This window comes from Algibacter luteus, assembly GCF_030344935.1.
Lineage (GTDB): Bacteria > Bacteroidota > Bacteroidia > Flavobacteriales > Flavobacteriaceae > Arenitalea > Arenitalea lutea.
Genome location: NZ_CP128313.1, coordinates 1,344,193 through 1,370,015, shown reverse-complemented (window position 1 = coordinate 1,370,015; position 25,823 = coordinate 1,344,193). Strand labels below are relative to the sequence as shown.

Below are 25,823 nucleotides of genomic sequence, written 5' to 3'. Positions count from 1 at the left end.
TTTTAATTATAAGAGTAGAAACCCTCTTTTGGGATTTCAACTAAATATGATTTTCTGCTACGGTTATTTAAATGTGGTTCACGTAACCAAGGGTTGTGCAGTTTTAAAATTTTATAGTTGATTCCAAATCTTTTTGCAAACTGAGTAAAGTCAGTCACAGCAGTATCCACTTCAACTTTATAGGTTGGAATATTGGTATATAAATCTTTTTCTCTAAAGTTAAATCCGTATTTTTTTGGATTCGATAAAATCTCTTTCAAGGCTACAATTCTAAACAAATAACGTCCTGTTTCCTCGCCTAAAAGCAAATCATAATAATCAGTAACACCTTGTTCTTCAAGTCGTCTTGAAATTCCAGCATTTCCAGCATTATAAGCAGCTGCAGCCGAAGTCCACGAACCTAAACTTTCTTTTGCTTTTAAAATGTATTTACAGGCCACTTCAGTAGCCTTTTCTAAATGATAACGTTCGTCCACATTACTATTAACTTCTAATCCATTTTCTCTTCCTGTAGCTGGCATAATTTGCCAAACGCCCTTGGCTCCCGCCGGAGACACTGCATTTGTTAGTCCGCTTTCTATTACAGCCAAATACTTAAAATCATCTGGTACGCCGTGTTTAGCTAAAATAGGCTCAATAATTGGAAAATATTTTTTGGCCCGCTTAAACATTAATAAGCCGTTGGATTGCCAATAGGTATTAACTAATAATTCTCTATCCATACGCTCTAAAATATCAGGATTTTGAAGTGGTACAGGCTCACCTGCAAAACTCAAATCTTCTGGAATCTGAAGTGCATAAATGTTATAATCATTAATTAATTTCGTTTCAAAATTTTCATCGGTAGGAGCATCTTGTAGGGCATAAATAAATAAGGCACATAAACTTAATAATCCCACCATCGCCAATGCTTTCTGTATTATCTTCATTTTTATAAGTTTTGGTTAAAATTAAAAAAAAATACCTTAGCTATCTAAAATAAGTTTAGGTAAATTTTCATTAAACCATTTATATTTATTGATAATAACTATGTGAGTTCCATTTTTTATCACAATACATCTCGTAATATATTTAATAGGAAAAACTGGGTCTTTATCTCCATGAATGTGTATAATTTCTTCATGACAATTTTCTTGATTCCAACATACCATCTCTTTTATAGCCCAACTTAAATATTTGCTATCGTTTACAGACAAATATTTTTTATAAAGTTCTAATCGTTTTACAATATTTTTACCAAATGCATATTTTTCAAACACATCAATTTTACTTGCCAAACTAGTTGGTGCCAACAGATAAGCCTTGGTTGCTTTAGCTAAAAGCATACGCTTGGGTAATTCATTTTTAGTTTTAACACTTGAAACAATTATGAGCTTCCTAACATTTAAATATTTACTCATTTCCTGAACTAAAACACCACCAAAAGACACCCCTAACAATACAATATTTTCATGCTTTATATTCTTTGAAAGCCTTAACGCATAATCACTCAATGACTCATTGTTATAAGGAATAAGCCACTCTAAAAAGTGGATTTTAAATTGAGTTTCGGGCAATTTAATATGCTCAAAAATTTTTGGGCTTGCTGCCATTCCAGGCATGAAATACACATGTATTATCTCTTGATCCATAAGGCATTAACCTTTAATTCCCTTTAAAATGTCGTTTTTTTTTCGTACTTTTGCACAAAGTTATAGAAATAGTACTCACTATTACGGATTTCCTAAAGAATTAAAACATTAAATTATTATGGTTGAAGCTGCAGAATTAATTGACAATGATTTTTTACGTCAATTTGAAATTAAAATTGATAATGATTTAGCAAAAATCGAATATTCATTACAAGAGCGAAAGATTTTTTTAACCAAACTTATTATTCCAGATACAATTAACAATGAAGAATTCAAAAAAGAATTTTTATCACTTGTATTTGAAGAGATTGAATCGCGTAACTTAAGCGTTATGCCTACATGTCCTGCAATTGCTAAATTTGTTAGGAGTAACAGAAAGTACAAACGTATGCTCCCTGTTGGAGTTAGAATTTAATTTTTCTAAAAAAAACAAAAAAGCCGAAACTAATAGTTTCGGCTTTTTTGTTTTAAAGTGTTTTATTTTTCTGATAGACTAAAGTTAAATCCTTAGTCTCTACTATTTCGCTAAGATCTGCATTATACACTTCAAGTCTGTCTTCAAAAACAATTGAAATTTCAGTACCATCATAATACGCTTCTATTTCACCAACGTAAATTATCTCGCTAGACCTTGTATAAGAAGTTGCTAGACTAATAATACCTTCAGTATCACATGTAACATTAAAACTATATAGATTCAATAAAGGATCTAATAAAATAATGTCTAAGTCTGGATTGAAGGTCGTGTTTAACGAAACTACACCATTATCATCAAAAAATAGAGTTTCATTTCTCGCGCAGTCTATCTCGTTTAGAAGATTTGTATTCACTGTGCCATCATTATTAACATCAAAACCCCCGTCAATATTCCAAGCCGTTAATTCCCAAACACCTGTTAATGGATTGCTATCTGTTTCTTGATTGTCATCAGAAGAGCAACTGGTAAAACAAACTAAAATTAGGATAGCTAAGAGGTTAAAAATTATCTTATTCATTTTGGGGCATGATTAATTACTAGTAAAAATAATAGCGATTGTTTTAATTGCATAATTAATAGGCTAAAGGGCTTAAAATCAAGGTTTATTAGATTAAAATGACCTCAATTAATTCATAAACAGCTTATTAAACTCAAATCTCACTAAACCATCGGCGTCAATTTCAGTTAATTCTACTTGATGTAAGGTATTAATCAACTCCGGATTCCATGGCGTTTTAACTTTAATATAGTTTTCAGTAAAACCATGAATAAATCCTTCTTTATTTTCGCTTTCAAATAATACCGTTCTTTTTGTTTTCAACTGACTTTCATAAAAAGCACGACGTTTTTTTACAGATAACCCTCGTAACATTTTGCTACGCTTACTTCTTACATTGTTTGGCACAACACCTTCCATTGTAGCCGCTTCGGTATTATCTCTTTCTGAATAAGTAAAGACGTGTAAATATGAAATATCTAGTTCCGTTAAAAAATTGTAAGTTTCAAGAAATTCCTCATCAGTCTCACCCGGAAAACCAACAATAACATCTACTCCTATACAAGCATGAGGCATCACATCTTTTATCTTCTCTACCCTATCCACATACAATTCACGCATATAGCGACGCTTCATTTTTTTCAAAATAGCATTACTTCCTGATTGTAAAGGAATATGAAAATGAGGCACAAAGGCTCTCGATTTTGACACCAAATCAATGGTTTCGTTTTTCAATAAATTAGGCTCGATAGACGAAATTCGCAAGCGCTCAATTCCTTCTACTTGATCTAATTCGGTAACTAAATCTAAAAAGGTGTGTTCGTGTTTTTTATTTCCAAATTCACCTTTTCCATAATCACCAATATTGACGCCTGTAAGCACAATTTCTTTAATATTTTGCTTCGAAATTTCTTGCGCATTTTTTAATACATTGGCCATGGTATCGCTTCTAGATATTCCTCTTGCCAACGGAATGGTACAATAGGTACATTTATAATCACACCCATCTTGTACTTTTAAAAAGGCTCGTGTTCTATCACCAATGGAATAGCTACCAACGTAAAAATCGGCATCTTCAATTTCACAAGAATGCACCTCGCCAAAGTCGTTTTTAGAAAGGTCATTTAAGTAATCCGTAATTTTAAATTTCTCAGTTGCTCCAAGAACCAAATCAACACCATGAACATCGGCTAATTCTTGTGGTTTTAATTGTGCATAACAACCAACCGCAGCAACAAAAGCATCAGGATTTGCCTTTTGGGCTTGCTTTACTATAGTTTTAAATCGCTTATCGGCATTTTCTGTAACCGAACAGGTATTTATAACGTAAATATCTGCCTTTTCAGAAAAATCAACTCTATCAAAACCTTCACTATTAAAACTTCTGGCAATGGTAGACGTTTCTGAAAAATTCAGTTTACAACCTAAAGTATAAAAAGCAACTTTTTTATTCATTATTTTTATCATCCTGAGTTTGCATCAGGAAGGTTAAAAAATTTATCTTTACATTTAAAAGTCTGCAAATTTACAACTAATTACTTACATGATAAAACCAATTTTAAGTCGATCAATTACTTATTTATCAATTAGTTGCGTTATCATTTTGTTTTTTTCGTGTGACAAAAAATCAAAGATCGATAGAGACCACTTAGTATTTCGATACAACGAACACGCCAACATAAACACCCTCGACCCTGCATTTTCCAGAACTCTACAAGACACCTGGGTATGCAACCAACTGTTTAATGGGTTAGTTCAGCTGGATAGTGAATTAAATATTTTACCGTCGATTGCAAAAAACTGGACTATTTCAGAGAATGGTTTAACATACACCTTTAATCTACGTAACGATGTGTACTTTCATAAACATGAATTGTTTGGAAAGGACTCAACAAGAACGGTTATAGCCAATGATTTCGCCTATAGTTTGAATCGCCTAAAAGATGAAAAAATTGCAGCCCCTGGAAGTTGGGTATTAAATAAAGTAGCGAATTTTAGAGCAGTTAACGATACTATTTTTGAAATAAATTTAACACAACCATTTCCAGCATTTATAGGTTTGTTAAGCATGAAATATTGCTCGGTAGTACCAAAAGAAGTTGCTGATTATTACGGCACCGATTTTAGGTCGAATCCCATTGGCACAGGCCCATTTAAATTTAAGCGTTGGGAAGAAAATATTAAATTGGTTTTTAGACGAAACAATTTATATTTTGAAACTGATGAGCAAGGAATGTCACTCCCTTATTTAGAGGCTGTAGCTATTACTTTTTTACCCGATAAACAAAGTGAATTTTTACAATTCGCTCAAGGGAATATTGACTTCTTGAACAGTTTGGATGCCTCCTATAAAGACGAACTTTTAACTGCCGATGGAAAATTGAGGGCTAAATATGCTGAAACGGTAGATATGATTCGTGGCCCATATTTGAATACTGAATACCTGGGATTTTATTTGGATTCTGAAACACCAGAAATTAAATCTGAATTGATACGGAAAGCCATTAACTATGGTTTTGATAGAAAAAAAATGATGATTTATCTAAGAAACGGTATTGGCAATCCTGCGAATGGCGGTTTTATCCCGAAAGGATTACCGGGGCACAATACAACAATTGGGTTTACTTACCAACCCGAAAAAGCCAAACAACTGGTAGAACAATTTAAAAAGGAAAGCGGAATCATAAATCCTGAAATTACCTTAGTCACTTCTAGCAGCTACCTAAGTTTTTGTGAATTTATACAGCGTGAACTTGAAAAAACAGGCTTAACCATTAATGTGGACGTGATGCCCGAATCTACATTAAGATCGGCAAGATCGAACGGCAAAGTAGATATGTTTAGAAGCTCATGGGTTGCTGATTATTTAGATGCTGAAAACTACTTATCGATATTTTACAGTAAAAATTTCGCACCCGATGGCTCCAATTACTTTCATTATAAGAGCGCTCTTGTAGATAGTTTGTACAACAAAGCATTTACGATAACCGATATTGAAAAACGAAAACACTTATATACCACCATTGATTCTTTAGCGATGCAAAAAACCATTATGGTGCCTTTGTATTATGATGAAGTGATACGCTTTACAAGAAAAAATGTAAAAGGCTTAGGAACCAATCCTATTAATTTATTGGATTTAAGGTACGTGAGAAAAGATTAGTCGTTTGGTATATTTCTACTTGTATAGTTTATCCCATCTTTTATATAAGGCAACGCCCAAATTTTAATCTCTTCTATATTGTTTGGTTTCTTCAAAAACATGCTCGAGAATAGCTTTGTCCTGGTCTGAAAACTCAACATTTCGTCTAGCCATAACCACCGTGGCAACTTCGAAGGCTTTTTTTGTGAGATAGGTTGTAAATCCGCTATGACCTCCCCAACTAAAACTTGGCACAAAATTACGCGGGAAACCGCTGCCAAAAATATTAGCACTTACACCCACAACGGTTCCTGTATTGAACATGGTATTAATGCCGCATTTGCTATGATCGCCCATCATAAGGCCGCAAAATTGCAGTCCTGTTTTGGCAAAACCTTGAGTTTGATAATCCCAAAGGCGCACTTCGGCATAGTTATTTTTTAAATTTGAATTGTTAGTGTCTGCACCTAAATTGCACCATTCGCCCAAAACAGAATTTCCTAAAAATCCATCATGACCTTTGTTTGAATATCCAAAAATAACAGAGTTGTTAACTTCTCCACCAACTTTACTAAAAGGCCCCACAGTAGTAGATCCGTAAATTTTGGCACCTAATTTAATACCCGCACCTTCGCAAAGTGCCAATGGCCCACGGATAATCGCGCCTTCCATTATTTCGGCATTTTTTCCTATATATATTGGTCCAGTACTGGCGTTTAATGTTGCAAATTCAAGCTTTGCACCTTCTTCAATAAAGATATTTTCTGGCGCGATAACATTATTGCTAGATGGTATTGGTTGCGACGTGTTCTCTTTGGTTAAAAGGGCAAAATCTTCTTGAATGGCTTCACCATTTTTTGAGAAGATATCCCAGGTGTTTTCTATCTTAATGATATCATCTGCTAATTCTATTGCTTCATAAGTATCAAAGTTAATATCATCCTGAGCTTCTTTCGTAAAAAAAGCAACAACATCTTCACCAGAAAAAATGGCTTGGTTTTCTGTTAAATCCCTTACCATTTCTACCAACTCTAAATTTGGCAGATACGATGCATTAATCATAATGTTTTCATCCATTTCTACCATTGGATATTTATCAGACAAATAATCCTCGGTAACCGTAGTAGTGGTTGTTTTTAAAAAGGCCTCCCACTTTTCTCTTATGGTTAGAATACCAACACGAATATCGGCAACGGGTCTTGTAAATGTAAAAGGCAATAAGTTATTACGCGACGGACCATCAAAAAGGATATAATTCATATGAAAGCGAATAGTTGAAGTTAAAAGTTTTATTTGCTATTTCTTAAAACTTATGGTTTAAACAAAAATAGATGAATTGTATATAATAAAAAAGCCTTCACATTTAAATATGAAGGCTTTTCTCTATATAGAATAATACTAAATTTATTTTTTAAATTTAGAATATTTGTTTTTGAACTTATCAATACGACCAGCTGTATCTACTAATTTAGATTTACCAGTGTAGTAAGGATGCGATGTTCTAGAAATTTCCATTTTTACAAGTGGGTATTCAACACCGTCAACTTCTAATGTTTCGTTAGTATTTGCAGTAGATTTTGTTAAAAACACATCGTCGTTAGACATATCTTTAAATGCTACTATTCTATAATTTTCTGGATGTATACCTTTTCTCATCGCTAAATGCTTTTTATTCTTTCAATTTTGGAAGTGCAAATTTAAGTATTTTTTATAAATGCGCAATACTTTTTATAATTTTTTATTTTCAATACAAGTGTAACGATTTAGTATCTTTGAATACTAACTAGTCAACTAACAAATTAATTTATTAATTATGGAAAAATCTTTAAAATCAATTGCCACAAATTACGGCCTTTATTTAGGTGTTCTTTTAGCCGCTGTAACAGTTTTAGCTTATGCTGTTAAATTAGAATTACTTACAAACATGTGGTTAGGCATCACCCTACTCATTGTTATTATTGTTTTTGGTATTATATCTATTGTTAAAGTAAAACAAGCCCAGGGTGGATTTGCTTCTTTTAAAGAAGCATTTACCTCTTATTTTATTACGATTCTATTAGGCCTATTAATAAGTACCGTTGTTTCTTTTTTAATTTTTAACGTTGTTGATACTGATGCAGCCGAAACTCTAAAGCAAAAGACCATAGAGCAAACGGTACAAATGATGGAAGGATTTAATACACCTGTTGAAGTTATTGATGAAACCGTTGAAAAAATGGAGGCTCAAAATCAATTTGGAATTGCTGGCGTTTTAAAAAACCTAGCAGGTCAATTGGTCCTTTTTAGTATTATTGGTTTAATTGTAGCGGCAGTTATGAAAAAAAGTAACCCAGACGCCGAATAATTTCAGTATTTTTGAATATTATTTTGAAATTATTCTAAATGCATATATCTGTAGTTATACCACTACTAAACGAAGAAGAATCCTTAACAGAATTACACGATTGGATTGCAAATGTTATGCAATCCAATCAATTTTCGTACGAAATTATTTTTATAGATGATGGTAGTACTGATAACTCTTGGAAAACCATTACGCAACTTGCTTCTAAAAACAACAACGTAAAAGGCATCCGTTTCCTTAGAAATTTCGGTAAATCTCAAGCGTTACATGCCGGTTTTTCTAAAACCAATGGCGACGTTGTTATCACTATGGATGCTGATCTACAAGACAATCCGGACGAAATTCCAGAACTTTATAACATGATCGTAAACGAAGATTACGATTTGGTTTCTGGTTGGAAAAAGAAACGTTACGACTCGGTAATTTCTAAAAACTTACCTTCAAAATTATTCAATTGGGCTGCAAGAAAAACATCTGGAGTAAAATTACACGATTTTAATTGCGGTATCAAAGCCTACAAAAGTGATGTTATAAAAAACATCGATGTTAATGGCGAAATGCATCGCTATATTCCGCTGCTATCAAAAAACGCAGGATTCAATAAAATAGGTGAAAAAGTGGTACAACATCAAGCCAGAAAATATGGTCAAACCAAATTTGGCATGAATCGTTTCATATACGGTTTTCTAGATTTAATCACCATTTGGTTTTTGTCTCATTTTGGCAAACGCCCCATGCATCTCTTTGGCGCTTTGGGTTTCATCATGTTCGCCATCGGTTTTATATTTGCGACCTATTTAGGAATCGACAAGTTATTTTTAAATCCATCTGGAAGATTAATTACCCAACGTCCGCAATTTTACATCGCCCTTACAACTATGATTATTGGTACACAATTTTTCGTGGCAGGATTCTTAGGTGAACTCATTTTACGTAATAAAACAGACAAAAAACGCTACTTGGTAAAAGATGAATTAAATTTAAATTAATTTTTTTTGGCGCCTGCCTGCCGGTAGGCAGGTTACCATAAGGGTCGGACTATCACTACTCTCCCTATGCTAATCGAGATCAAACATACCGTTCAATCCCTAACGCAATGAAAAACACCCAACAAATCTCAAATTTAATTAGTAATTTTATCTTACCAATCAATAAATCTAAATATTCAACTTCAAAACGTAATTTATTTAAGAGTATTCTCTCACAATTCATTACTTTTGAATCACAAATTATTCTAACATTATGATACACATTGAACCAGCAATCCTAAAACGTATAAATACATGGTTAACACCATCGTTTGATGCCGATACACAAAACCTCATTAAAGATAGTATAGCCAACAATCCTGCCGATATCCAAGAAAGCTTTTACAAAGATTTAGAATTTGGAACAGGTGGTATGCGCGGTGTTATGGGTGTAGGCACAAACCGAATTAATAAATATACATTAGGAAAAAGTACGCAAGGTTTAAGTGATTATTTACATAAACAATTTCCAAACGAAACACCAAAAGCTGTCATTGCTTATGATTGTAGACACAATAGTAAAACACTTGCAAAAGTAGTTGCCGATGTGTTCTCAGCAAACGGCATAGAAGTCTATTTGTTTGAAGATTTACGTGCAACTCCAGAATTATCATTTGCTGTAAAACATTTAAACTGCCACTGTGGTATTGTTTTAACAGCTTCACATAATCCGCCAGAATACAATGGCTACAAAGTGTATTGGAAAGATGGTGGGCAATTAGTACCTCCTCATGATGGCGCAGTTATTAGTATGATTAATCAAATTGATTATGCTAATGTAAAGTTTGAAGCTAATAACAACCTAATACATTATATCGGTAAAGATATCGATGATGCCTTTATTGATGCATCAGTTAAAAATGGCTGTGTTGGGGCTACTCAAAATGCCAAAGACAATCTAAAAATTGTTTTCACTTCACTTCACGGTACTTCAATTACAGCTGTTCCTGAAACCTTAAAACGTGCAGGATACAAAAATGTATCGATTGTTAAAGATCAAGAAGTTCCAGATGGTGGATTTCCAACGGTAAAATCACCAAACCCTGAAGAGCCAGCCGCTCTTAAAATGGCACTTGAACTTGCTGAAAAAGAAGGTGCGGATATCGTAATAGGTACCGATCCTGATTGTGATAGATTAGGTGTTGCGGTTCGTAATTCTGATGGAAACTTACAATTGCTTAACGGTAATCAAACTATGGTGATGATGGTTGATTTCTTGCTTAAGCAGTGGAAAGCAGAAGGTAAAATAAAAGGTAAAGAGTTTATTGCCACTACAATTGTGTCTACACCAATGCTTACAAAGCTTGCAGATGCATACAACGTAGATAACAAAATAGTTTTAACAGGGTTTAAATGGATTGCGAAATTAATCGTTGATTATCCTGAACTTGCTTTTATTGGTGGTGGTGAAGAAAGTTTCGGATTTATGGTTGGCGATTTCGTTAGAGATAAAGATGCTGTAACTTCTACACTTTTAGCTTGCGAAATTGCCGCTATTACAAAATCTAACGGTAGTTCTTTTTTCGACGAGCTTGTTAAGCTTTATGTAGAACACGGCTTTTACAAAGAAAAATTAGTCTCGCTTACAAAAAAAGGTATTGAAGGTGCTCAAGAAATCAAACAAATGATGATTGATGCTCGTGAAAACCCATTAAAAATTATCAACGGATCGAAGGTATTAAAAATTGAAGATTACGATTTATCAATAGCCAAAAACATGCAAACCGGTAAGGAATCTAAAATTGATGTTCCAAAATCGAACGTTATTATTTACTACACAGAAGATGGTAGTCAAGTGGCATTAAGACCAAGTGGAACAGAGCCAAAAATTAAGTTCTACGTAAGTGTTAACGCACCACTAAAATCTGTTAATGATTTTAAGGAAACAGAATCGATGCTAGATGCTAAGGCTGACGCTATTTTAAAAGACATGAAGTTAATATAATAACTCGTATCTTTGCACAACATTCACATGCTTTTATGGTAACATAAAAGCATGTTTTATAAACAGACGTATTTTATTTAATGAGTCATTTTACTAACATTCTTAAATATGCTAAACCTTATAAGAAATATGCACTAGGACACATTATTTCTAATATTTTTTACGCATTATTTGGTACGTTGTCGTTTATAGCGTTAAAGCCCATGCTTGATGTTATTTTCGATAAAAAAAAGCAACCTCCAGCTACGGTTCCGAAATTTACAAATCTTAACGACATTGGAGATTTCGCAGAAGACTACTTAATCTATCACATGCATGACTTTACAGGTGGCGATAAATCAAAAGCTTTGCTTTTTGTTATCCTACTTATTGTTGTTATGTTTCTGCTAAAAAATATTGCAGGGTATTTAGCAAACTATTTTATGGTGTTTTTGCGTAATGGTGTCATCAGAGATATTAGAAATAAGGTGTACCAGAAAACTGTAGAATTACCGTTATCATTCTTTTCAGAACAACGTAAAGGTGATATTATTGCAAGAGTTACAGGCGATGTTAACGATTTACAATATTCTTTTCTGCCCGTTTTAGAAATCATCATTCGAGAACCATTAACCATTATTTTCACCTTAATTGCAATGCTTATAATAAGTCCGCAATTAACCCTTTTCGTTTTTATATTCATTCCAATCATGAGTTTTGTAATATCCAGAATTGGAAAAAGTTTAAAACGAAAATCGGGTCGTGTTCAAAAAGAACAAGGTGTATTTCTTTCAACATTAGAAGAAACATTAACAGGATTACGCATTATTAAAGGCTTTAATTCTGAAAAAGAATTTAACGACAGGTTTCAAGAATCTACCAATAAATTTTACAACTTTTCAAATAAGTTATTAAACCGTCAAAACTTGGCATCACCAACCAGCGAAGTCTTGGGGATTTTAATGGTTTCCGGTATTTTGTGGTATGGCGGCAATCTTGTACTTAGCGACGATGCCAATACTATATTAGATGGTAGCGCATTTTTGGTTTATATGACACTTTCTTATCAAATTCTAACGCCTGCAAAAGCCATTACCCGAGGCATATATAATATTAAAAAAGGTGGTGCCGCAGCAGAACGAATTCAGGAAATACTCGATACTGAAAACCCGTTAAAGGATAAAGAAAATGCCATTGAAATAGAAGGATTCCATTCGGATATCGCATTTAAAAATATTTCGTTTAAATATCAGGATGAGTACGTTCTAAAAAACTTATCACTTGATATTAAAAAAGGAGAAACTGTTGCTTTAGTTGGACAATCTGGTAGCGGAAAGTCTACTATAGCTAATCTCATTACCCGATTCTATCATGTTAATGAAGGTGAAATATTAATTGATGGTATAAACATTAATAATATCACAACAAGTTCCTTGAGAAAGCAACTCGGTCTTGTAACTCAAGAAGCCATATTATTTAATGATAGCATCAAGAATAACTTGAAACTTGGTAAAAAAGATGCCACCGACGACGAAATTATAGAGGCATTAAAAGTTGCCAATGCTTGGGAATTTGTTAAAGATCTACCGAATGGTATAGAAACCAATATTGGCGATGCTGGAGGTAAACTTTCTGGCGGACAAAAGCAACGCTTAAGTATTGCTAGGGCTGTTTTAAAAAGTCCGCCTATTATGGTTTTAGACGAAGCCACCTCAGCTTTAGATACAGAAAGTGAACGTCTCGTGCAAGTAGCACTAGAGAATATGATGAAAAACAGAACTTCAATTGTTATTGCGCACAGGCTATCTACCATTCAAAAAGCTGATAAAATTGTGGTTCTTAACAAAGGTGAAATTGTTGAGCAAGGTAAACACGACGAACTTATTGCTCAAAAAGGCGTCTACCACAAATTAGTAGAAATGCAAAGTTTCGAATAGAAAAAGCACGTTCAAATTTATGAAATAAAAAAAAGGATAGAGATTTGGGTTTCTATCCTTTTTCGTTTGGTTTTTGTTAGACTTGGGGACGACTAACAACATAAGTAGGTTTCGATTACAAACATAAAACATAAAAACTAATCTTACAACAAAAATTACACTTAATCGTTTATTTAATGCATTTCATCGATAATAATTTAATTAACTTTCTGATAACCAATAAGTTATTTTTTTAGCAAAATTTTAAATATACGGGGTTAAACTTTTAGTATATTTAAGAGTCTAAAGACTAAACAATTGTTCGTGATTGACGAAGCACAATTTTTAACGAAGCTTAAATCAGAAAACCATAAAAACGAAGCCTTTAAAGAGCTATTAGAGCTCTATAAAGAACGTTTGTATTGGCACATCCGTAATATTGTGAAATCGCATGACGATGCCGACGATGTGTTACAAAACACATTTATTAAAGTGTTTAGAAACATAAACCAATTTAATGGCGATAGTAAATTGTTTTCTTGGATGTATCGTATTGCAACAAACGAATCGATAACTTTTATAAACAAGAAAGCCAAACAATTACAAGTTAGTAATCAAGAAGTACAGGAACTAGCGATAAACAATCTCCATTCAGATGTATATTTTGAAGGCGACGATATCCAAATTAAATTACAAAAAGCTATAGCAACGTTACCCGAAAAACAACAATTGGTTTTTAATATGAAATATTTTCAGGATATTAAATATTCAGAAATGGCGGAAATATTAGACACAAGTGAAGGCGCCTTAAAAGCGTCTTACCACATTGCAACAAAAAAAATTGAAGCCTATTTAACTCACAATTAAACCTTTTGGTAATTTTTTAGTCAAAGAAGCACAAGTAAAACAATGAAAAATAAAGACTTACATAATATAAAATCTACGGGCTTTAAAGCTCCAGATGACTATTTTAGTTCTTTTGATGAAAAAGTTTTTAGTAAATTAGATTCTGAAAGTACATTAAATACCATTAAAAAAACAGGGTTTAAAGTACCCGAAGAATATTTTGAATCACTCCAAGCAGAGACTTTATTAAAGCATGCTGAAAGAAAAGAAACGAAAGTCATTCCGCTTTTCAGTAAGAGAAACTTAATTTATATTTCTGGTGTTGCCGCTGCAATTTTATTGCTATTCAATCTTTCGGTATTTGATAAGAACCCTTCATTTGATAATTTAGAAACCAATGTTGTTGAAAATTACCTTATGGAAGAATATTTTAGCACTAATGATGATATTGCTGCTTTATTTACAGAAGATGAAATTGAACAACACGTAAGTATTGATCATGATTTTAGCGAATCTAATATTGAAGAATACCTATTAAACAATGCCGATATTGAATCGTTATTGTTAGATTAAAACATATGAAAATGAAAAAATTAGTCCCTATATTACTATTATTAATATCGTTAAACCTAACGGCTCAACACAAAAATCGAGACCGTGTTAAGGCGCTTAAAGTTGCTTTTATTACTGAAAAATTAGATTTATCAGAAAAAGAAGCACAAGAATTTTGGCCAATTTATAATGCTTTTGAATCAAAAAGAGCTAACATTAAATACAATGAGCTTCGAGGTATTAAAAAAGAAATTGACGAGAAAATTGAAACCATGACTAATGCTGAAGCAAGTAAACTTATTACTAGAATTAATAATGCTGAAAATGAAATGCACGAGCTTAAAATGGAATTTTCAAAGAAAATATTAAAAATACTTCCTCCAAAAAAAGTGATTTTGCTAAAAACAGCAGAAGACGATTTTAAAAGGAAAATGTTCGAGGAATTTAAAAAACTTAAAAGAGAGAGAAATTAATTTTTCTCTTTTTTTTATTCTTTAAACAAAAGTTTCGAAATTCTGCCAGCACCAGCAGCATAAGCAATACTATCATTTAAAAACCTAATGGTGTAAAACCCGTCGTCACTTAAATGCTTCCACGTTTCGCCAGCGTCATTACTATAATCAATTCCTTTAAACCCAATTGCAACGAGCTCCTTGCCTTCTCTATTCGGCATGTACTGAACACAACTGCGGTATCCTGGATTTTGATTTTGCGCTACCAATTGCCATGTTTTTCCACCATCGGTAGTTTTTATTTTATTGGCTGCATTATCGTCTGCCTTCGTGTAGTCACCTCCAATAGCATAACCATTTAACGCATCATAAAAATCAATAGAATAAATCCCTTCCGTATCTTTTTCCTTAACTATAGGCGTATCAAAAACCTCCCAAGTTTTTCCTTTATCTGGTGAATAATATACGCGACCAGCAGTTGTTGCTACCCAAGTATTGTCTCCTACAATAGCAATATTCGTATCACTAGCAGCAAATGCCCCTTCGTTTTCAGTGCCTTTTGGTAATTGGTCACATGAGAGTTTGGTCCAGGTAAATCCGCTATCTCTAGTAATAATCACACTTAAACAACCATCAATAGAATCCCCTATTGCAATGCCTTCTTCTTCATTCCAAAATTCTAGAGAATCATAGAAAACGTTATCATGATTTTCTTGATAAACAATTTTGTTTTTTTCTAAATCGGCATCTAAACTGTACAATAATGCAGGGTTTCCAATTGTAATGCCAAATCCATTCTTCTTTGTTACCGCCAAAGCTCTAAAGTTTAATTGAAGCGAATCAGTCGATAGGTTAACAGTATGGTTATAAATGGTTTTATTTTTTAATGAATCAACATGCCGATAGAGTACATTGGGCATTATTATTCCTAATACACCTTTAGACGTTAAATATATTGGACCCGTAAATTCAGCCTTAATGATTTCTAAAGCTCTTACATCTAAAGTAGAATCTTCTACCAATGTTTCAATTTCAACTTTAGAAATATTTCTATGCTTAATTATGTTCTCATTTTTAAAGGAAAACAAAAAAACAACTAACAAAACGACTAAGACAACCTGTTTCATAAATTTAAATTTCCTTAAAAATAGAAAAGCTAAACCAATTAACTAATAAACGTTTAAACAAATACACATTTAAAAACGTAACTTTGCAGCCTTATTTAAAACATCATGCGATTACACAGAAACCTCTGCTTTGCAGTTATAGACGGATTAACCCTTATTTTTAATGAAGGGCACTATGCCGATAAAGTTATTCAGCAACTCTTAAAGCGCGACAAACGTTGGGGATCGAGAGATAGAGGCTTTGTTGCCGAAACCACCTACGATATTGTACGTTGGAAACGCCTTTATGCTGAAATTGCAGAAGTTAAAGAGCCTTTTGATCGTGATAATTTATGGCGTCTATTTGCGGTTTGGGCCACCCTAAAAGGTATTAAATTACCCGATTGGAAATATTTTGAAAACACACCAACACGAAAAATAAAAGGTCGTTTTGATGAGCTTACCAAAGTGAGAAAACTGCGCGAATCTATTCCAGATTGGATCGACGAAGTAGGTTTAGCCGAATTAGGCGAAGCCAAATGGACCAAAGAAATAGCAATGCAAAACGAGCAAGCCGAAGTTATTTTAAGAACCAATACTTTAAAAACCACCAAAGAAGACTTACAGAATATACTTTTTGATGAAGGCATTGAAACCGAAGCAATCAAAGGTTACGATTCTGCATTAAAATTAAAAGAACGTGCTAACGTTTTTGTAACCGATGCGTTTAAAAACGGACTGTTTGAAGTACAAGATGCCTCATCGCAACTGGTAGCCGAATTTTTAGATGTTAAACCAGGTATGAAAGTGGTTGACACTTGTGCTGGTGCCGGCGGAAAAACCTTGCACATTGCCTCGTTAATGGAAAATAAAGGGCAAATTATTGCTATGGATATTTACGAAAGTAAACTTAAAAAGCTAAAAATAAGAGCGCGACGAAATGGAGTTCATAATATAGATATGAAAGTGATTGAATCTACAAAACCCATAAAAAAACTTTACGATAAGGCAGACCGTGTACTTATTGATGCGCCATGTTCGGGTTTAGGTGTTTTACGCAGAAATCCTGATGCCAAATGGAAACTAGAACCTGAGTTTTTAGACCGCATTCGTGTTACCCAACAAGAAGTGTTGCAACAATACTCTAGAATGGTGAAACCACAAGGTAAATTGGTTTATGCCACATGTTCGGTATTACCCTCTGAAAACCAAAACCAAGTAAAAGCCTTTTTAAAATCTGAAGGCGGTGCTAATTTTACCTTAGTAAAAGATAAAAAAATATTGGCCCACGAAAACGGATACGATGGGTTTTACATGGCCCTAATGGAGCGTAAAGCTTAAATTTTGCAATGTTTATTGATACAAATAGCAGAGTGTAATTATAGTTTAGACACTTAACATATCTCATAACAGTATTTAAAATCCTGATAGTTACCTATCAGGATTTTTTGATTTTTATTGTAGGAAAGTTTGATTATATTTATTGGATACAACTCACGCTAAAGTTGCATTATCCTGACTTTTTTGGCGGGTAACTGAATTCCTCAATAAACAGAAAATGCAGATGGCTCACCAATTAGAACTTTTGCAAGAGTGGGAAAACAAAAAAGCTATGGCTATGAAAAACTGGAGTAAACAAATAGAAGAGAACACTCAAAATTTTGTAGACACTTTTGGTGGTTTAAGTATGGAACAATTAAATTGGAAACCTAATGCTAACACTTGGAGTATTGCGCAAAATATAGAGCATTTAATAGTAATAAATAAAACCTATTTTCCAATTATTGAATCTATTCGCAATGGGAAATATAAAAAACCGTTTATTGCAAAATTTGGATTTATAGTTGCCTTCTTTGGTAAAACAATTTTACAAGCGGTTCAGCCAGATAGGAAAAAGAAAATGAAAACATTTTCAATTTGGGAACCATCAAAAAGTGCAATACCTGAAGGGATTCTTGATAGATTCAAAGCACACCAATCTGAACTCCAACAAATCATTGAGTATTCAAGAGATTTGATAGAAAAAGGAACCATCATCTCATCGCCAGCAAACAAAAATTTAGTCTATAAATTAGAAACGGCATTTGATATTATTGTAACCCACGAACAGCGACACTTTCAGCAATCAAAAGAAACCTATCAACTCATGATAAAAGAATCTATCAGCTAACTAAGGCTTAAAGCAATGACCTGACTTCGTTTATTTCTAAAAATCCGGCAAATTCCCCACTGATTAGAGAACTTTTGTAAAATTAGCTGCTTAAACAAACAACGGAACTATTTACAACAACCTTGGTTGCAATTTCAACAGAAATTACCAAAATAAACTATCTGATTATTAAAGTAATAAAGATTTATTTTAAAATTATTACCTTCACGGGCTAGGCATTTTATAGACTTAATTGTTTTATATTATAATAGATAACAAAATAAATTTCAAATCTTATGAAAACCCCAAATTTCAAATTACTTACAATGTTAACCGCATTGACACTTTTTATTGGAACATTTACATCCTGTTCAGATGATGATGATGGACCAACTGCAAATATCACTGTAAACGAAGGACCTTCTGGTGATATAGGAGGAGATTTTACCGGAAATGGTGGAGATGCTTCCCGAACAATTAATTGGACAAATAATTTGGCAACAGCCGACTATAATGCTGATATCACTGCTACTGCTGGTGGCGTTTTTCAAATGGTTGTCGCAGATGCTAACGGCACTGTAGTTCTTGACAGGACTCTAAATGGTGGAACCGAACCAGATAGTATCGACGGTGTAACTAGTTCAGGCGAACCAGGAAATTGGACCGTTACCATTACACTTACTTCTTTTAATGGAGACGGAAGTTATTCATTAAGCGCTGGAAACTAATTACAGTTGACATATAAATTACTAAAAAGGCTGTCTTTTATTGGATAGCCTTTTCTTATTCAAAATCAATAATACTATAGCCAACACCGTATATGGCTCTTTGCTGCTAAATACCTTATCGGAATTCATTGCAATTTGCTATCTTTCGGTTACGACGGAAAATCATAGCTGATTCTTCGCAAAGAGCTAAACACAAAAAACGAAGGAACACGTTCAGCAACAAGCTGAAAAATCCGAAATGGAATTACAGAAAGCCAACATAACAGACATTACCAAACTGAGAAAAATCTGCATTGAAGCCTATTCCAAAAGCTTTTATGACCATTGGAACGAAGGTGGCCTTGAGTGGTACTTAGATAAAGAATTTAGTATTGAAAGGCTCACATCCGATCTGTTGGATACAAAAACTGCATACTATTTTATCACACATGAATTAAACCATGTCGGGTTTATAAAAATTAGAAACCAAGAGCACAAAACTTTTGAAATAGAAAACGCAGTAGAATTGGAAAAAATTTATGTGCTTCCGGAATACAAAGGCATGGGAATCGGGAAATTAGCATTGATTGAAATTATAAAAATAACCAAGGCACAAGACTATAAAAATATATTTCTGTGCGTGATAGACACCAATGCAAATGCCATTGCGTTCTATGAAAAGCTCGGTTTCAATTTTCATAGTAAAACCATTTTAGACGTGCCTTATTTTAAAGCCGAACTAAAAGGCATGCATCGCATGATAAAGAAACTGGACAACGAAAAGCCCGTTACCAATAATGTATAACCATAACTGGCGGTTATAAAATAACGGCTAGAAACACTAAATAAAACAAAATGCAAACACTTAGAATATTCATTTTATTAATAGCACTTGTAACATTGAGTTCTTGCCAGTTCAACCAATCCGTAAATAAAGATGTAACAACTGGTGCCTATTCCAGAGGTGATGGCATTGGCGTTGATGATATTGCCATAGAGGTTAACGGAGAAACCGACAATAGAAATGAATTCATGTTTGGTGAACATGTCAACCTTTTGTTCGATAACGTTTCCGGACTCACCAAAGCAAACGGAAAAACATTTCCTGAGCTTGCCATGTATATTGTAAAAAATGAGAAAGACACCATGCTTGCCTACCCGAACTTACTTAAGAGTTTAAATGCTGGAACCGAGCTTTCACCACTTCAATTACAAGCCACTTTCAGTGCAGCCTTACCAAATAAAAACAACGAAAAGTATAAAGTATTTATAGAAATTACAGATAAAAAAGGCAAAGGAAAATTTAATTACGAATTGCCGTTTACAGTAAAACCAAACGACTTATTAGACCTAAAAAACAATGGTATTGAATACTCAAATATTTATTTGTGGAATGATACCCTAAAACAACCCGTTTTTGATAATAATATAAGTTTTGAACATCTTTTTATCTTAATTCTAGACGATATTGAAGGTTTAGAAATAACGAACGAAAAGGTATTTCCTATTTTTTCTGTAGACTTAGTTGATAGCAGTGGCCATGTAATACTTTCAAGTCCGAATATATTAAGTGCTTACGAGGAAACAGGTGTAAATCCTCAAGATTTAAAAAATCAAATAACCGCTAAACTAACTTTAGCTAAAGGCACCTTAAATAATCCTTGTAAATTAACTGCAACATTGAAAGATAAAAATTCGGCAAAGGAAATAAATATCACGACTGAATTAAATATAAATTAAGGTTACAACAACAGTTAAAATTTGCGGCTACTAAAAAACCATGAGATACTTCTATCATTACATGTTCGTATTACTTATGCTCGCCTCTTGCAAACAAACACAAGACCGAGAACCAGTAACACAACAGCAAGCAGACATTCATGCTGAAACGAGCATCCAAACAGAGAAGATTGAAAAAACTGATAGTATTCGGATACTAAACACGGGCCCAAGAGGAGGTGCCTATCAAAATTCCAAAGGGGAAAATTTTAGGTATACCGTTTTTAGAGTAGAAGTTCTCAATAACGCCAGCCAACCAGTACATTTAGATCTCAATTTCCCTAAAAGTCCCATAGGGCTTTTACCCGATTCAACCATTGTGTTTCAGGTCTTTTTAGTTCCCGAGAAGTACACGCCCGATACCATACAAGACACCTTCAATTTCGGTGCGAGACTTGAAGCGCTGTTTGAATCTGGAGACCCTTACCAGTATGAGCTTTCAACAGCAATTGAGCCACAAGACCAGCAAACCCTTTATATTGGCATTCTATTAAAAAGCCAAATTATTGATGGCGCAACCCGGGCAAAGTTATTTGTTGAAGGGCAAGACCAAGACGCCCCATTTTTTAAGGTAGCGTCTCAAAACAATTATAAACTCCAAAACAAGCCTATAAATTTGGTTTACGGCGTTAGCGTTGCAGCTGCAAAATACCACACTTTGATACCTTGCGGGCAAATTAAAATAGAATAAAAGTTAACAGTTCTACAAAACGGTCTTGCCATAAAAAATTGCTAACCGGCTTGATCACAGTATTTAAAATCCTGATGGGAAACTATCAGGATTTTTAGATTTTATTTGTAGGAAAAATTGTTTATATTTATTGTGTGAAACTTTTACTGAAGTTGCTTTATCTTGACTTGTTTGGCGGGTATTAGTAATTGAGGTTGATTTAAAACATGTTACAAATAATTTGAGACAAATTCCATGAATAAAAAAAATCAGATATTATACATTTTAGCATTCATTTTGCTCTTTTCTTGTTCCAATAATAATGAGGAAATTTCGGAACTACAGAATAATTTACCAGACGCTATTAGAATTGTAGATCAACAAAACACAGCTAATTATAGTTTGGAATATATGAACAATCAAATTAGTACTTTGACAGGTTCTCATTCAACAATAATTGACAGATTTTATTACGACAATACGAATTTAGTCAAAATTGATTTTGAAAATATAAATGGACAATATGATTTGGAGTATGATTCTCAAAACAGATTCACTCGTTATTACTTTTGGTATGGAGAAAATTCTAATGAATATGTCAGAACTGATTTGGAGTATCAAGAGAATTCAATAACCAGAAATCATTATTTCAAAAATAGTAGTGATGTTTACGAATATGTTTTTTCGGAAAAACTGACAATTGAGAATGGTAACATTACCAAAATAGAAGATTTAACTAACTCAATTATTTTAGAATATCAATATGGAGAAAAGTTTACTCCTTTTAAAAATATTGATTCTTTTAATGAAATTCAAATTGTTCTTACAACCTTCCATGGAGCAAATAGACCACATATCAACTTAAGGGAACTCTTTTTAGGAAAAAATAATTTGGTTAAAGCAATGGATATTAATGCAGGAAACTCAAATAGCTTTCAGTACGATTATAATAGCAATGGACTTCCTGAAAAGATTGTTAATTACGATGATATTGACAACGTCACAGTAGAAACATTTGAAATTGATTTTTAAAAAACTATTTATATCAAAGTGTAAAAATAATTGCTTGGTTCTTGCCTACTCGGAAAATCCTGCGGATTTTCCTCTGGTTCGTTCCATTTTTGTTAAGTTGGTTACTTAACCACGCAACTATCCTTACACGAACCGTTACCCAACTTTTGAGAAAAAACCGAAAACTGAACAACTAAATATTTATGAGACACTTAATAATACTTTTATTAATTACCAACTTTTGTTTTAGTCAAGAATGGTCAAAAACTGAATTAACTGACTTTGCTTCGATTGAATTTCCAATCTCACCTGAAAAAACAAATTCAAATGGTAGTATTTACTATTCTACTTCAGATGATATTGGAGTATATATGGTAACGATTAAAGATTTAGGAAATCCAAAAATAACAGAATCTCGATTGCCAGAATTTTATCAAGGCGTTATATCTGGAGCTTTAGAATCTGTAAATGGTGAGCTATTAGAAAAAAAAGAATTTCAATTGAACGAAATTAAAGGTATGGAACTATCTTATATAGCAAATTCTAATCCACAACTTCCGAATTTAAGGCACAAACGAATCCTTGTAGTGAATAATAATTTTATTAGCTACGAATTTTGGACTTTTAAAGAAAATAAGCAATTAGCTTCCATCAATAAAGACAAGTTTCTTAATTCAATTTCTATATCTGCCGAAAAAGTAATTGAACCTAAAAAGAAGGAGACCAATTCTACGTATGAAAGTGGGTTTATTTTTGGAAAAATAATTTCTTATTTGCTGATAATTGGTTTAATCATTGGAGGAATTCTATTATTACGAAAACTAACAAGGAAAAAGAATAAAAACGTTGGGTAACACCGTATAAAAAAAAAATTGCTAGTTTTAGCTTACTTCTAAAACTCCTATCACCTAACCATCTAACTTTTAAACTACAAACACGATAATAATTATTAAAAGAAAACAAAATGAAAAAACTGATTACCTTATTTTTAACTAGTATTATATTAATAAGTTGTGGCGTATCCATTAAATCTGTAGTAGATAGTTCAGCAATAAAAGAACCATATTCTAACCCACTCATTGTTATTCCATTTGAAAAAAATAGTACTAGGAATTTTTCAGAAAAATTAGAGGAAAAATTAGAGATTGAATTTAACAATGATAACAAGAAAGTTGAATTTTTGCTCGTAGAACAAGGAAGTCAAAAACTTGCGCTTAATCAAAACGACGATGTAAATTCAAAAATAGATAACGCCGTTCGAACCGACCAAAAAGACATTGTTTTGATTTTTAAGCCAACAAATTTATCATATTACAACGGAGGTCTCCAATCGGCTACATATCAATTAACTGGAATTGATGTTACAACCAAAAAGGAAGTCTGGAAAGCAACATTTAATTCAAATAGCTCCTTCGGACCTGCTTTATTCGCGGAAAAATCGGCCAAAACTATTTTTGAAAAACTGAAAACTGACAAAGTTTTATAAAATAACTTTTGCTGGAATAAATTATAACTAATTAAACTAAAATGAATAAAAATCTATTATCATTAGGAATTTTATTATTCCTTTTTTCTTGTTCTTCTTCAAAACAAATTTCAAAGAATACACCGCAAATTCTTCGTGACTTTAATACATTTTTGATTACCGAAATATCTACTGATAAAACTTATGGATTATCTCCTAAAAACCCAGTCGAGGTTGGAGGAGCTAAATATTCGGAAGGGCCAATAAATGAAAGGCGATTTCTTAATGCTTTAGCAGGACCAAACGGTGAAGAAATTTCATATTTTCGAGCAGGCAGCTGTTGTGCTGTAAAAAGTAACAACGACCCCTTTGGTTTTGGAAGTGTTATGTTAGATGATTATAGAGTAACATGGGAGAATTCTAAAGATACAATTTCAATATATATTAATATGTATGATTCAGGTAAACTGAAAGCACCAATTGGATTTACGTTAAAAAAATAGCTTTTACCAACAAATTTAAACACAATTATAGCGGATTCAAATACATCCAAGTCTACTTTGAATTGTTACACTAAGCCAAACCAAAAAACAGCACATAATAACCCTTAACCAACGGTTAACCAAAACCGTTTTATATAAATAAATTGATTACACTAACAAAAAAGAAACTATGAAAAAAATTATTTTATTAGTATTAACTACTTTGATGGTATCTTCATTTACCGTAGATAACATTTCGGATTTTAGTATTGTAGGAAAATGGCAAGGAGTAGAAGGAGACGAAGTTGGATATTTTATCTTTGATGAAGAAGGTTATGCTTATATAGAAGCAAAAGGACTTAAAATTGGAGGGAAAGAATTTGAGATGAAAGGAAAAAAAGGAAGTATGAGGTATGAAATTGATTATTCTAAATCTCCAATGGAAATTGATTTTATAGTTACAATATTTGATGATAACAAAACTGAACGCTTATTGTGTATTGCAAAAAAAATAGATAATGATAAAATTTTATTCTCGATTGGTTTTAATGGAGAACGCCCGATAGATTTTAAAGAGAACAACGAAATGATTTTTAACAGAATAAAAGAGTAATTGTTTGCAACAGCTTACAAAATTAAATGCAAGGTTATAGCATACAATCAAAAACCTTATAAATCTTTTCAATCTGTAGTAATTACTGTATTTATTATTTAAACAACAAACCACTCATTTGCTCCATACCCTAACTCATACAAATCAATAGAATGAAAAAAAAAATTATCACGCTCATCCTGATAATCATAATTATTAAAATCGGATCTGCTCAATCTAAAAACATTAAAATTAAAACAGATAATTTAAAAGAATCACATTATCTAAAAATGGATGATTTTTATTTAACTCATTATCTATATATCGATTTATTTCTAAGAGAAAATCTATTCCCAGAAGCAACTACAAAAGATGTTAATTCCATATTATCAGCACTAAAAAAATATGTTTCGGTAGAAAATAAGTTAGATATTGAAATTGAAAAACCGGGACAAAGAAATTATTTGATTCGGTTTGCTATCTTAAAGAAGGAGGACGGAACCGAGCTTTTAATTGCATTTACCAATTGGAGTACTAAGAATAAAATGTTTGAAAAAGACTTAAAAATAGAAAATGATTCTTATACCAGGTGGTATTTCTTAAATGGAGACAAAATGACCTACAGAAAAGATATGTCCTCTGAAAATAATTATTCAAACTTGTCTGAGTCTGACTTAGCAAATTCTTATTTGTTTGATGAACTACCAGAGAATGACACCTTGATTACAAGTAAAATCGACAGCGTATTAAATGAAAGTAATTTGAGTATCGAAGACAAAATTATGGCTAATTTAATACTATTAAAATATCAAATATTCCAAAGAGATAATGATAAAATAATTAAGCAAACTGAGTACCTCGATGAACTATTTGAAAACAATAAATCGAAAGCTAATTTAAATGGACTAGAAATGGCTTTTAATGCGACAAAAATTCAAATAGAATTAATGAAATAAACTCAAAATAGAATTAATTAACACTTTGGTGTATTTCTATTTTAAAACCCTCGAGAACACTCTATTTAGTTAGTTTTCAATTAAAAAGATTACATAA

28 protein-coding genes are annotated in these 25,823 nt (G+C 32.7%); 21 read left to right on the top strand and 7 right to left on the bottom strand.

Annotated elements, in window-relative coordinates; genetic code table 11:
* Positions 1-2: 2 nt before the first annotated feature.
* Both O5O44_RS05755 and O5O44_RS05750 read right to left on the bottom strand, forming a co-directional pair.
* On the bottom strand, positions 3-929 hold the full coding sequence (locus O5O44_RS05755; RefSeq protein ID WP_019387114.1) for a lytic transglycosylase domain-containing protein: 927 nt from the start codon (positions 927-929) through the stop codon (positions 3-5).
* A 36-nt stretch (positions 930-965) separates the two neighbouring features.
* Positions 966-1,631: an alpha/beta hydrolase family protein gene (locus O5O44_RS05750; protein ID WP_289196104.1), complete on the bottom strand. Its 666-nt coding sequence runs from the start codon at positions 1,629-1,631 to the stop codon at positions 966-968.
* A gap of 118 nt (positions 1,632-1,749) precedes the next feature.
* On the opposite strand from O5O44_RS05750, the gene O5O44_RS05745 reads away from it, so the two are divergent.
* Positions 1,750-2,046 carry an N-acetyltransferase gene (locus O5O44_RS05745; protein WP_019387112.1) on the top strand — a complete coding sequence of 99 codons (297 nt, stop codon included), beginning with the start codon at positions 1,750-1,752 and terminating at the stop codon, positions 2,044-2,046.
* Between the two features lie 52 nt (positions 2,047-2,098).
* On the opposite strand, the gene O5O44_RS05740 is transcribed toward O5O44_RS05745, so the two are convergent.
* Positions 2,099-2,626, bottom strand: coding sequence for a hypothetical protein (locus O5O44_RS05740; RefSeq protein WP_289196103.1), 528 nt, complete (start codon positions 2,624-2,626; stop codon positions 2,099-2,101).
* Positions 2,627-2,734: 108 nt separating this feature from the next.
* A complete protein-coding gene (gene mtaB / locus O5O44_RS05735; RefSeq protein WP_289196102.1) occupies positions 2,735-4,060 on the bottom strand; it encodes a tRNA (N(6)-L-threonylcarbamoyladenosine(37)-C(2))-methylthiotransferase MtaB in 1,326 nt (441 codons plus the stop codon).
* 88 nt (positions 4,061-4,148) lie between these two features.
* Between mtaB and O5O44_RS05730 the strand changes: the two genes are divergently transcribed.
* Complete coding sequence (locus O5O44_RS05730) at positions 4,149-5,768, top strand: ABC transporter substrate-binding protein (protein WP_289196101.1); 1,620 nt, start codon at positions 4,149-4,151, stop codon at positions 5,766-5,768.
* A 63-nt stretch (positions 5,769-5,831) separates the two neighbouring features.
* Here O5O44_RS05730 and O5O44_RS05725 read toward each other — a convergent pair whose 3' ends face one another.
* Both O5O44_RS05725 and O5O44_RS05720 read right to left on the bottom strand, forming a co-directional pair.
* A complete protein-coding gene (locus tag O5O44_RS05725; RefSeq protein ID WP_289196100.1) occupies positions 5,832-7,007 on the bottom strand; it encodes a GlmU family protein in 1,176 nt (391 codons plus the stop codon).
* A gap of 144 nt (positions 7,008-7,151) precedes the next feature.
* Positions 7,152-7,403, bottom strand: a complete 252-nt coding sequence (locus O5O44_RS05720; protein ID WP_019387107.1) for a type B 50S ribosomal protein L31 — start codon at positions 7,401-7,403, stop codon at positions 7,152-7,154.
* 157 nt (positions 7,404-7,560) lie between these two features.
* Between O5O44_RS05720 and O5O44_RS05715 the strand changes: the two genes are divergently transcribed.
* From O5O44_RS05715 to O5O44_RS05685, 7 genes are all read left to right on the top strand, one after another.
* Positions 7,561-8,091: a DUF4199 domain-containing protein gene (locus O5O44_RS05715; RefSeq protein ID WP_289196099.1), complete on the top strand. Its 531-nt coding sequence runs from the start codon at positions 7,561-7,563 to the stop codon at positions 8,089-8,091.
* 38 nt (positions 8,092-8,129) lie between these two features.
* Positions 8,130-9,080 (top strand): glycosyltransferase family 2 protein, encoded by a 951-nt coding sequence (locus O5O44_RS05710; RefSeq protein ID WP_019387105.1) that lies wholly within the window; start codon positions 8,130-8,132, stop codon positions 9,078-9,080.
* 253 nt (positions 9,081-9,333) lie between these two features.
* On the top strand, positions 9,334-11,064 hold the full coding sequence (locus tag O5O44_RS05705) for a phospho-sugar mutase (protein ID WP_289196098.1): 1,731 nt from the start codon (positions 9,334-9,336) through the stop codon (positions 11,062-11,064).
* Between the two features lie 80 nt (positions 11,065-11,144).
* Positions 11,145-12,980: an ABC transporter ATP-binding protein gene (locus tag O5O44_RS05700; protein ID WP_289196097.1), complete on the top strand. Its 1,836-nt coding sequence runs from the start codon at positions 11,145-11,147 to the stop codon at positions 12,978-12,980.
* A gap of 303 nt (positions 12,981-13,283) precedes the next feature.
* Complete coding sequence (locus tag O5O44_RS05695; protein ID WP_019387102.1) at positions 13,284-13,826, top strand: RNA polymerase sigma factor; 543 nt, start codon at positions 13,284-13,286, stop codon at positions 13,824-13,826.
* A gap of 42 nt (positions 13,827-13,868) precedes the next feature.
* The gene (locus tag O5O44_RS05690) at positions 13,869-14,378 is read left to right on the top strand and encodes a hypothetical protein (RefSeq protein WP_289196096.1); all 510 of its coding nucleotides are present in this window, start codon (positions 13,869-13,871) and stop codon (positions 14,376-14,378) included.
* A gap of 11 nt (positions 14,379-14,389) precedes the next feature.
* On the top strand, positions 14,390-14,830 hold the full coding sequence (locus O5O44_RS05685) for a hypothetical protein (RefSeq protein ID WP_289196095.1): 441 nt from the start codon (positions 14,390-14,392) through the stop codon (positions 14,828-14,830).
* Positions 14,831-14,844: 14 nt separating this feature from the next.
* On the opposite strand, the gene O5O44_RS05680 is transcribed toward O5O44_RS05685, so the two are convergent.
* A complete protein-coding gene (locus O5O44_RS05680; protein ID WP_289196094.1) occupies positions 14,845-15,936 on the bottom strand; it encodes a WD40/YVTN/BNR-like repeat-containing protein in 1,092 nt (363 codons plus the stop codon).
* A gap of 105 nt (positions 15,937-16,041) precedes the next feature.
* On the opposite strand from O5O44_RS05680, the gene O5O44_RS05675 reads away from it, so the two are divergent.
* The 12 genes from O5O44_RS05675 to O5O44_RS05620 all read left to right on the top strand — a co-directional run bounded on the left by O5O44_RS05675 (position 16,042) and on the right by O5O44_RS05620 (position 25,726).
* Positions 16,042-17,256 carry an RsmB/NOP family class I SAM-dependent RNA methyltransferase gene (locus O5O44_RS05675; protein WP_289196093.1) on the top strand — a complete coding sequence of 405 codons (1,215 nt, stop codon included), beginning with the start codon at positions 16,042-16,044 and terminating at the stop codon, positions 17,254-17,256.
* Between the two features lie 223 nt (positions 17,257-17,479).
* A complete protein-coding gene (locus O5O44_RS05670; RefSeq protein ID WP_289196092.1) occupies positions 17,480-18,085 on the top strand; it encodes a DinB family protein in 606 nt (201 codons plus the stop codon).
* Positions 18,086-18,360: 275 nt separating this feature from the next.
* Entirely contained in the window at positions 18,361-18,792 is a 432-nt protein-coding gene (locus tag O5O44_RS05665; protein WP_019387095.1) for a hypothetical protein, read from the top strand.
* A gap of 238 nt (positions 18,793-19,030) precedes the next feature.
* The gene (locus O5O44_RS05660) at positions 19,031-19,576 is read left to right on the top strand and encodes a GNAT family N-acetyltransferase (RefSeq protein ID WP_289196091.1); all 546 of its coding nucleotides are present in this window, start codon (positions 19,031-19,033) and stop codon (positions 19,574-19,576) included.
* A gap of 50 nt (positions 19,577-19,626) precedes the next feature.
* The gene (locus tag O5O44_RS05655) at positions 19,627-20,511 is read left to right on the top strand and encodes a hypothetical protein (protein ID WP_289196090.1); all 885 of its coding nucleotides are present in this window, start codon (positions 19,627-19,629) and stop codon (positions 20,509-20,511) included.
* 40 nt (positions 20,512-20,551) lie between these two features.
* A complete protein-coding gene (locus O5O44_RS05650; RefSeq protein ID WP_289196089.1) occupies positions 20,552-21,241 on the top strand; it encodes a hypothetical protein in 690 nt (229 codons plus the stop codon).
* Between the two features lie 276 nt (positions 21,242-21,517).
* A complete protein-coding gene (locus O5O44_RS05645) occupies positions 21,518-22,252 on the top strand; it encodes a hypothetical protein (protein ID WP_289196088.1) in 735 nt (244 codons plus the stop codon).
* A 182-nt stretch (positions 22,253-22,434) separates the two neighbouring features.
* A complete protein-coding gene (locus tag O5O44_RS05640) occupies positions 22,435-23,085 on the top strand; it encodes a hypothetical protein (protein ID WP_289196087.1) in 651 nt (216 codons plus the stop codon).
* A gap of 110 nt (positions 23,086-23,195) precedes the next feature.
* Complete coding sequence (locus O5O44_RS05635) at positions 23,196-23,717, top strand: hypothetical protein (RefSeq protein WP_289196086.1); 522 nt, start codon at positions 23,196-23,198, stop codon at positions 23,715-23,717.
* Between the two features lie 41 nt (positions 23,718-23,758).
* Positions 23,759-24,199, top strand: a complete 441-nt coding sequence (locus tag O5O44_RS05630) for a 2-dehydro-3-deoxyphosphooctonate aldolase (protein WP_289196085.1) — start codon at positions 23,759-23,761, stop codon at positions 24,197-24,199.
* Positions 24,200-24,368: 169 nt separating this feature from the next.
* Complete coding sequence (locus O5O44_RS05625) at positions 24,369-24,791, top strand: hypothetical protein (RefSeq protein WP_289196084.1); 423 nt, start codon at positions 24,369-24,371, stop codon at positions 24,789-24,791.
* A 152-nt stretch (positions 24,792-24,943) separates the two neighbouring features.
* A complete protein-coding gene (locus O5O44_RS05620; RefSeq protein WP_289196083.1) occupies positions 24,944-25,726 on the top strand; it encodes a hypothetical protein in 783 nt (260 codons plus the stop codon).
* The last annotated feature ends 97 nt before the right edge of the window (positions 25,727-25,823 follow it).

What these genes read in the sequence shown, in the direction of transcription:
- O5O44_RS05755 (WP_019387114.1), bottom strand. Translation starts at nt 929, where the DNA reads ATGAAGATAATACAGAAAGCATTGGCGATGGTGGGATTATTAAGTTTA.
- O5O44_RS05750 (WP_289196104.1), bottom strand. Translation starts at nt 1,631, where the DNA reads ATGGATCAAGAGATAATACATGTGTATTTCATGCCTGGAATGGCAGCA.
- O5O44_RS05745 (WP_019387112.1), top strand. Translation starts at nt 1,750, where the DNA reads ATGGTTGAAGCTGCAGAATTAATTGACAATGATTTTTTACGTCAATTT.
- O5O44_RS05740 (WP_289196103.1), bottom strand. Translation starts at nt 2,626, where the DNA reads ATGAATAAGATAATTTTTAACCTCTTAGCTATCCTAATTTTAGTTTGT.
- mtaB (WP_289196102.1), bottom strand. Translation starts at nt 4,060, where the DNA reads ATGAATAAAAAAGTTGCTTTTTATACTTTAGGTTGTAAACTGAATTTT.
- O5O44_RS05730 (WP_289196101.1), top strand. Translation starts at nt 4,149, where the DNA reads ATGATAAAACCAATTTTAAGTCGATCAATTACTTATTTATCAATTAGT.
- O5O44_RS05725 (WP_289196100.1), bottom strand. Translation starts at nt 7,007, where the DNA reads ATGAATTATATCCTTTTTGATGGTCCGTCGCGTAATAACTTATTGCCT.
- O5O44_RS05720 (WP_019387107.1), bottom strand. Translation starts at nt 7,403, where the DNA reads ATGAGAAAAGGTATACATCCAGAAAATTATAGAATAGTAGCATTTAAA.
- O5O44_RS05715 (WP_289196099.1), top strand. Translation starts at nt 7,561, where the DNA reads ATGGAAAAATCTTTAAAATCAATTGCCACAAATTACGGCCTTTATTTA.
- O5O44_RS05710 (WP_019387105.1), top strand. Translation starts at nt 8,130, where the DNA reads ATGCATATATCTGTAGTTATACCACTACTAAACGAAGAAGAATCCTTA.
- O5O44_RS05705 (WP_289196098.1), top strand. Translation starts at nt 9,334, where the DNA reads ATGATACACATTGAACCAGCAATCCTAAAACGTATAAATACATGGTTA.
- O5O44_RS05700 (WP_289196097.1), top strand. Translation starts at nt 11,145, where the DNA reads ATGAGTCATTTTACTAACATTCTTAAATATGCTAAACCTTATAAGAAA.
- O5O44_RS05690 (WP_289196096.1), top strand. Translation starts at nt 13,869, where the DNA reads ATGAAAAATAAAGACTTACATAATATAAAATCTACGGGCTTTAAAGCT.
- O5O44_RS05685 (WP_289196095.1), top strand. Translation starts at nt 14,390, where the DNA reads ATGAAAAAATTAGTCCCTATATTACTATTATTAATATCGTTAAACCTA.
- O5O44_RS05680 (WP_289196094.1), bottom strand. Translation starts at nt 15,936, where the DNA reads ATGAAACAGGTTGTCTTAGTCGTTTTGTTAGTTGTTTTTTTGTTTTCC.
- O5O44_RS05675 (WP_289196093.1), top strand. Translation starts at nt 16,042, where the DNA reads ATGCGATTACACAGAAACCTCTGCTTTGCAGTTATAGACGGATTAACC.
- O5O44_RS05670 (WP_289196092.1), top strand. Translation starts at nt 17,480, where the DNA reads ATGGCTCACCAATTAGAACTTTTGCAAGAGTGGGAAAACAAAAAAGCT.
- O5O44_RS05665 (WP_019387095.1), top strand. Translation starts at nt 18,361, where the DNA reads ATGAAAACCCCAAATTTCAAATTACTTACAATGTTAACCGCATTGACA.
- O5O44_RS05660 (WP_289196091.1), top strand. Translation starts at nt 19,031, where the DNA reads ATGGAATTACAGAAAGCCAACATAACAGACATTACCAAACTGAGAAAA.
- O5O44_RS05655 (WP_289196090.1), top strand. Translation starts at nt 19,627, where the DNA reads ATGCAAACACTTAGAATATTCATTTTATTAATAGCACTTGTAACATTG.
- O5O44_RS05650 (WP_289196089.1), top strand. Translation starts at nt 20,552, where the DNA reads ATGAGATACTTCTATCATTACATGTTCGTATTACTTATGCTCGCCTCT.
- O5O44_RS05640 (WP_289196087.1), top strand. Translation starts at nt 22,435, where the DNA reads ATGAGACACTTAATAATACTTTTATTAATTACCAACTTTTGTTTTAGT.
- O5O44_RS05635 (WP_289196086.1), top strand. Translation starts at nt 23,196, where the DNA reads ATGAAAAAACTGATTACCTTATTTTTAACTAGTATTATATTAATAAGT.
- O5O44_RS05630 (WP_289196085.1), top strand. Translation starts at nt 23,759, where the DNA reads ATGAATAAAAATCTATTATCATTAGGAATTTTATTATTCCTTTTTTCT.
- O5O44_RS05625 (WP_289196084.1), top strand. Translation starts at nt 24,369, where the DNA reads ATGAAAAAAATTATTTTATTAGTATTAACTACTTTGATGGTATCTTCA.
- O5O44_RS05620 (WP_289196083.1), top strand. Translation starts at nt 24,944, where the DNA reads ATGAAAAAAAAAATTATCACGCTCATCCTGATAATCATAATTATTAAA.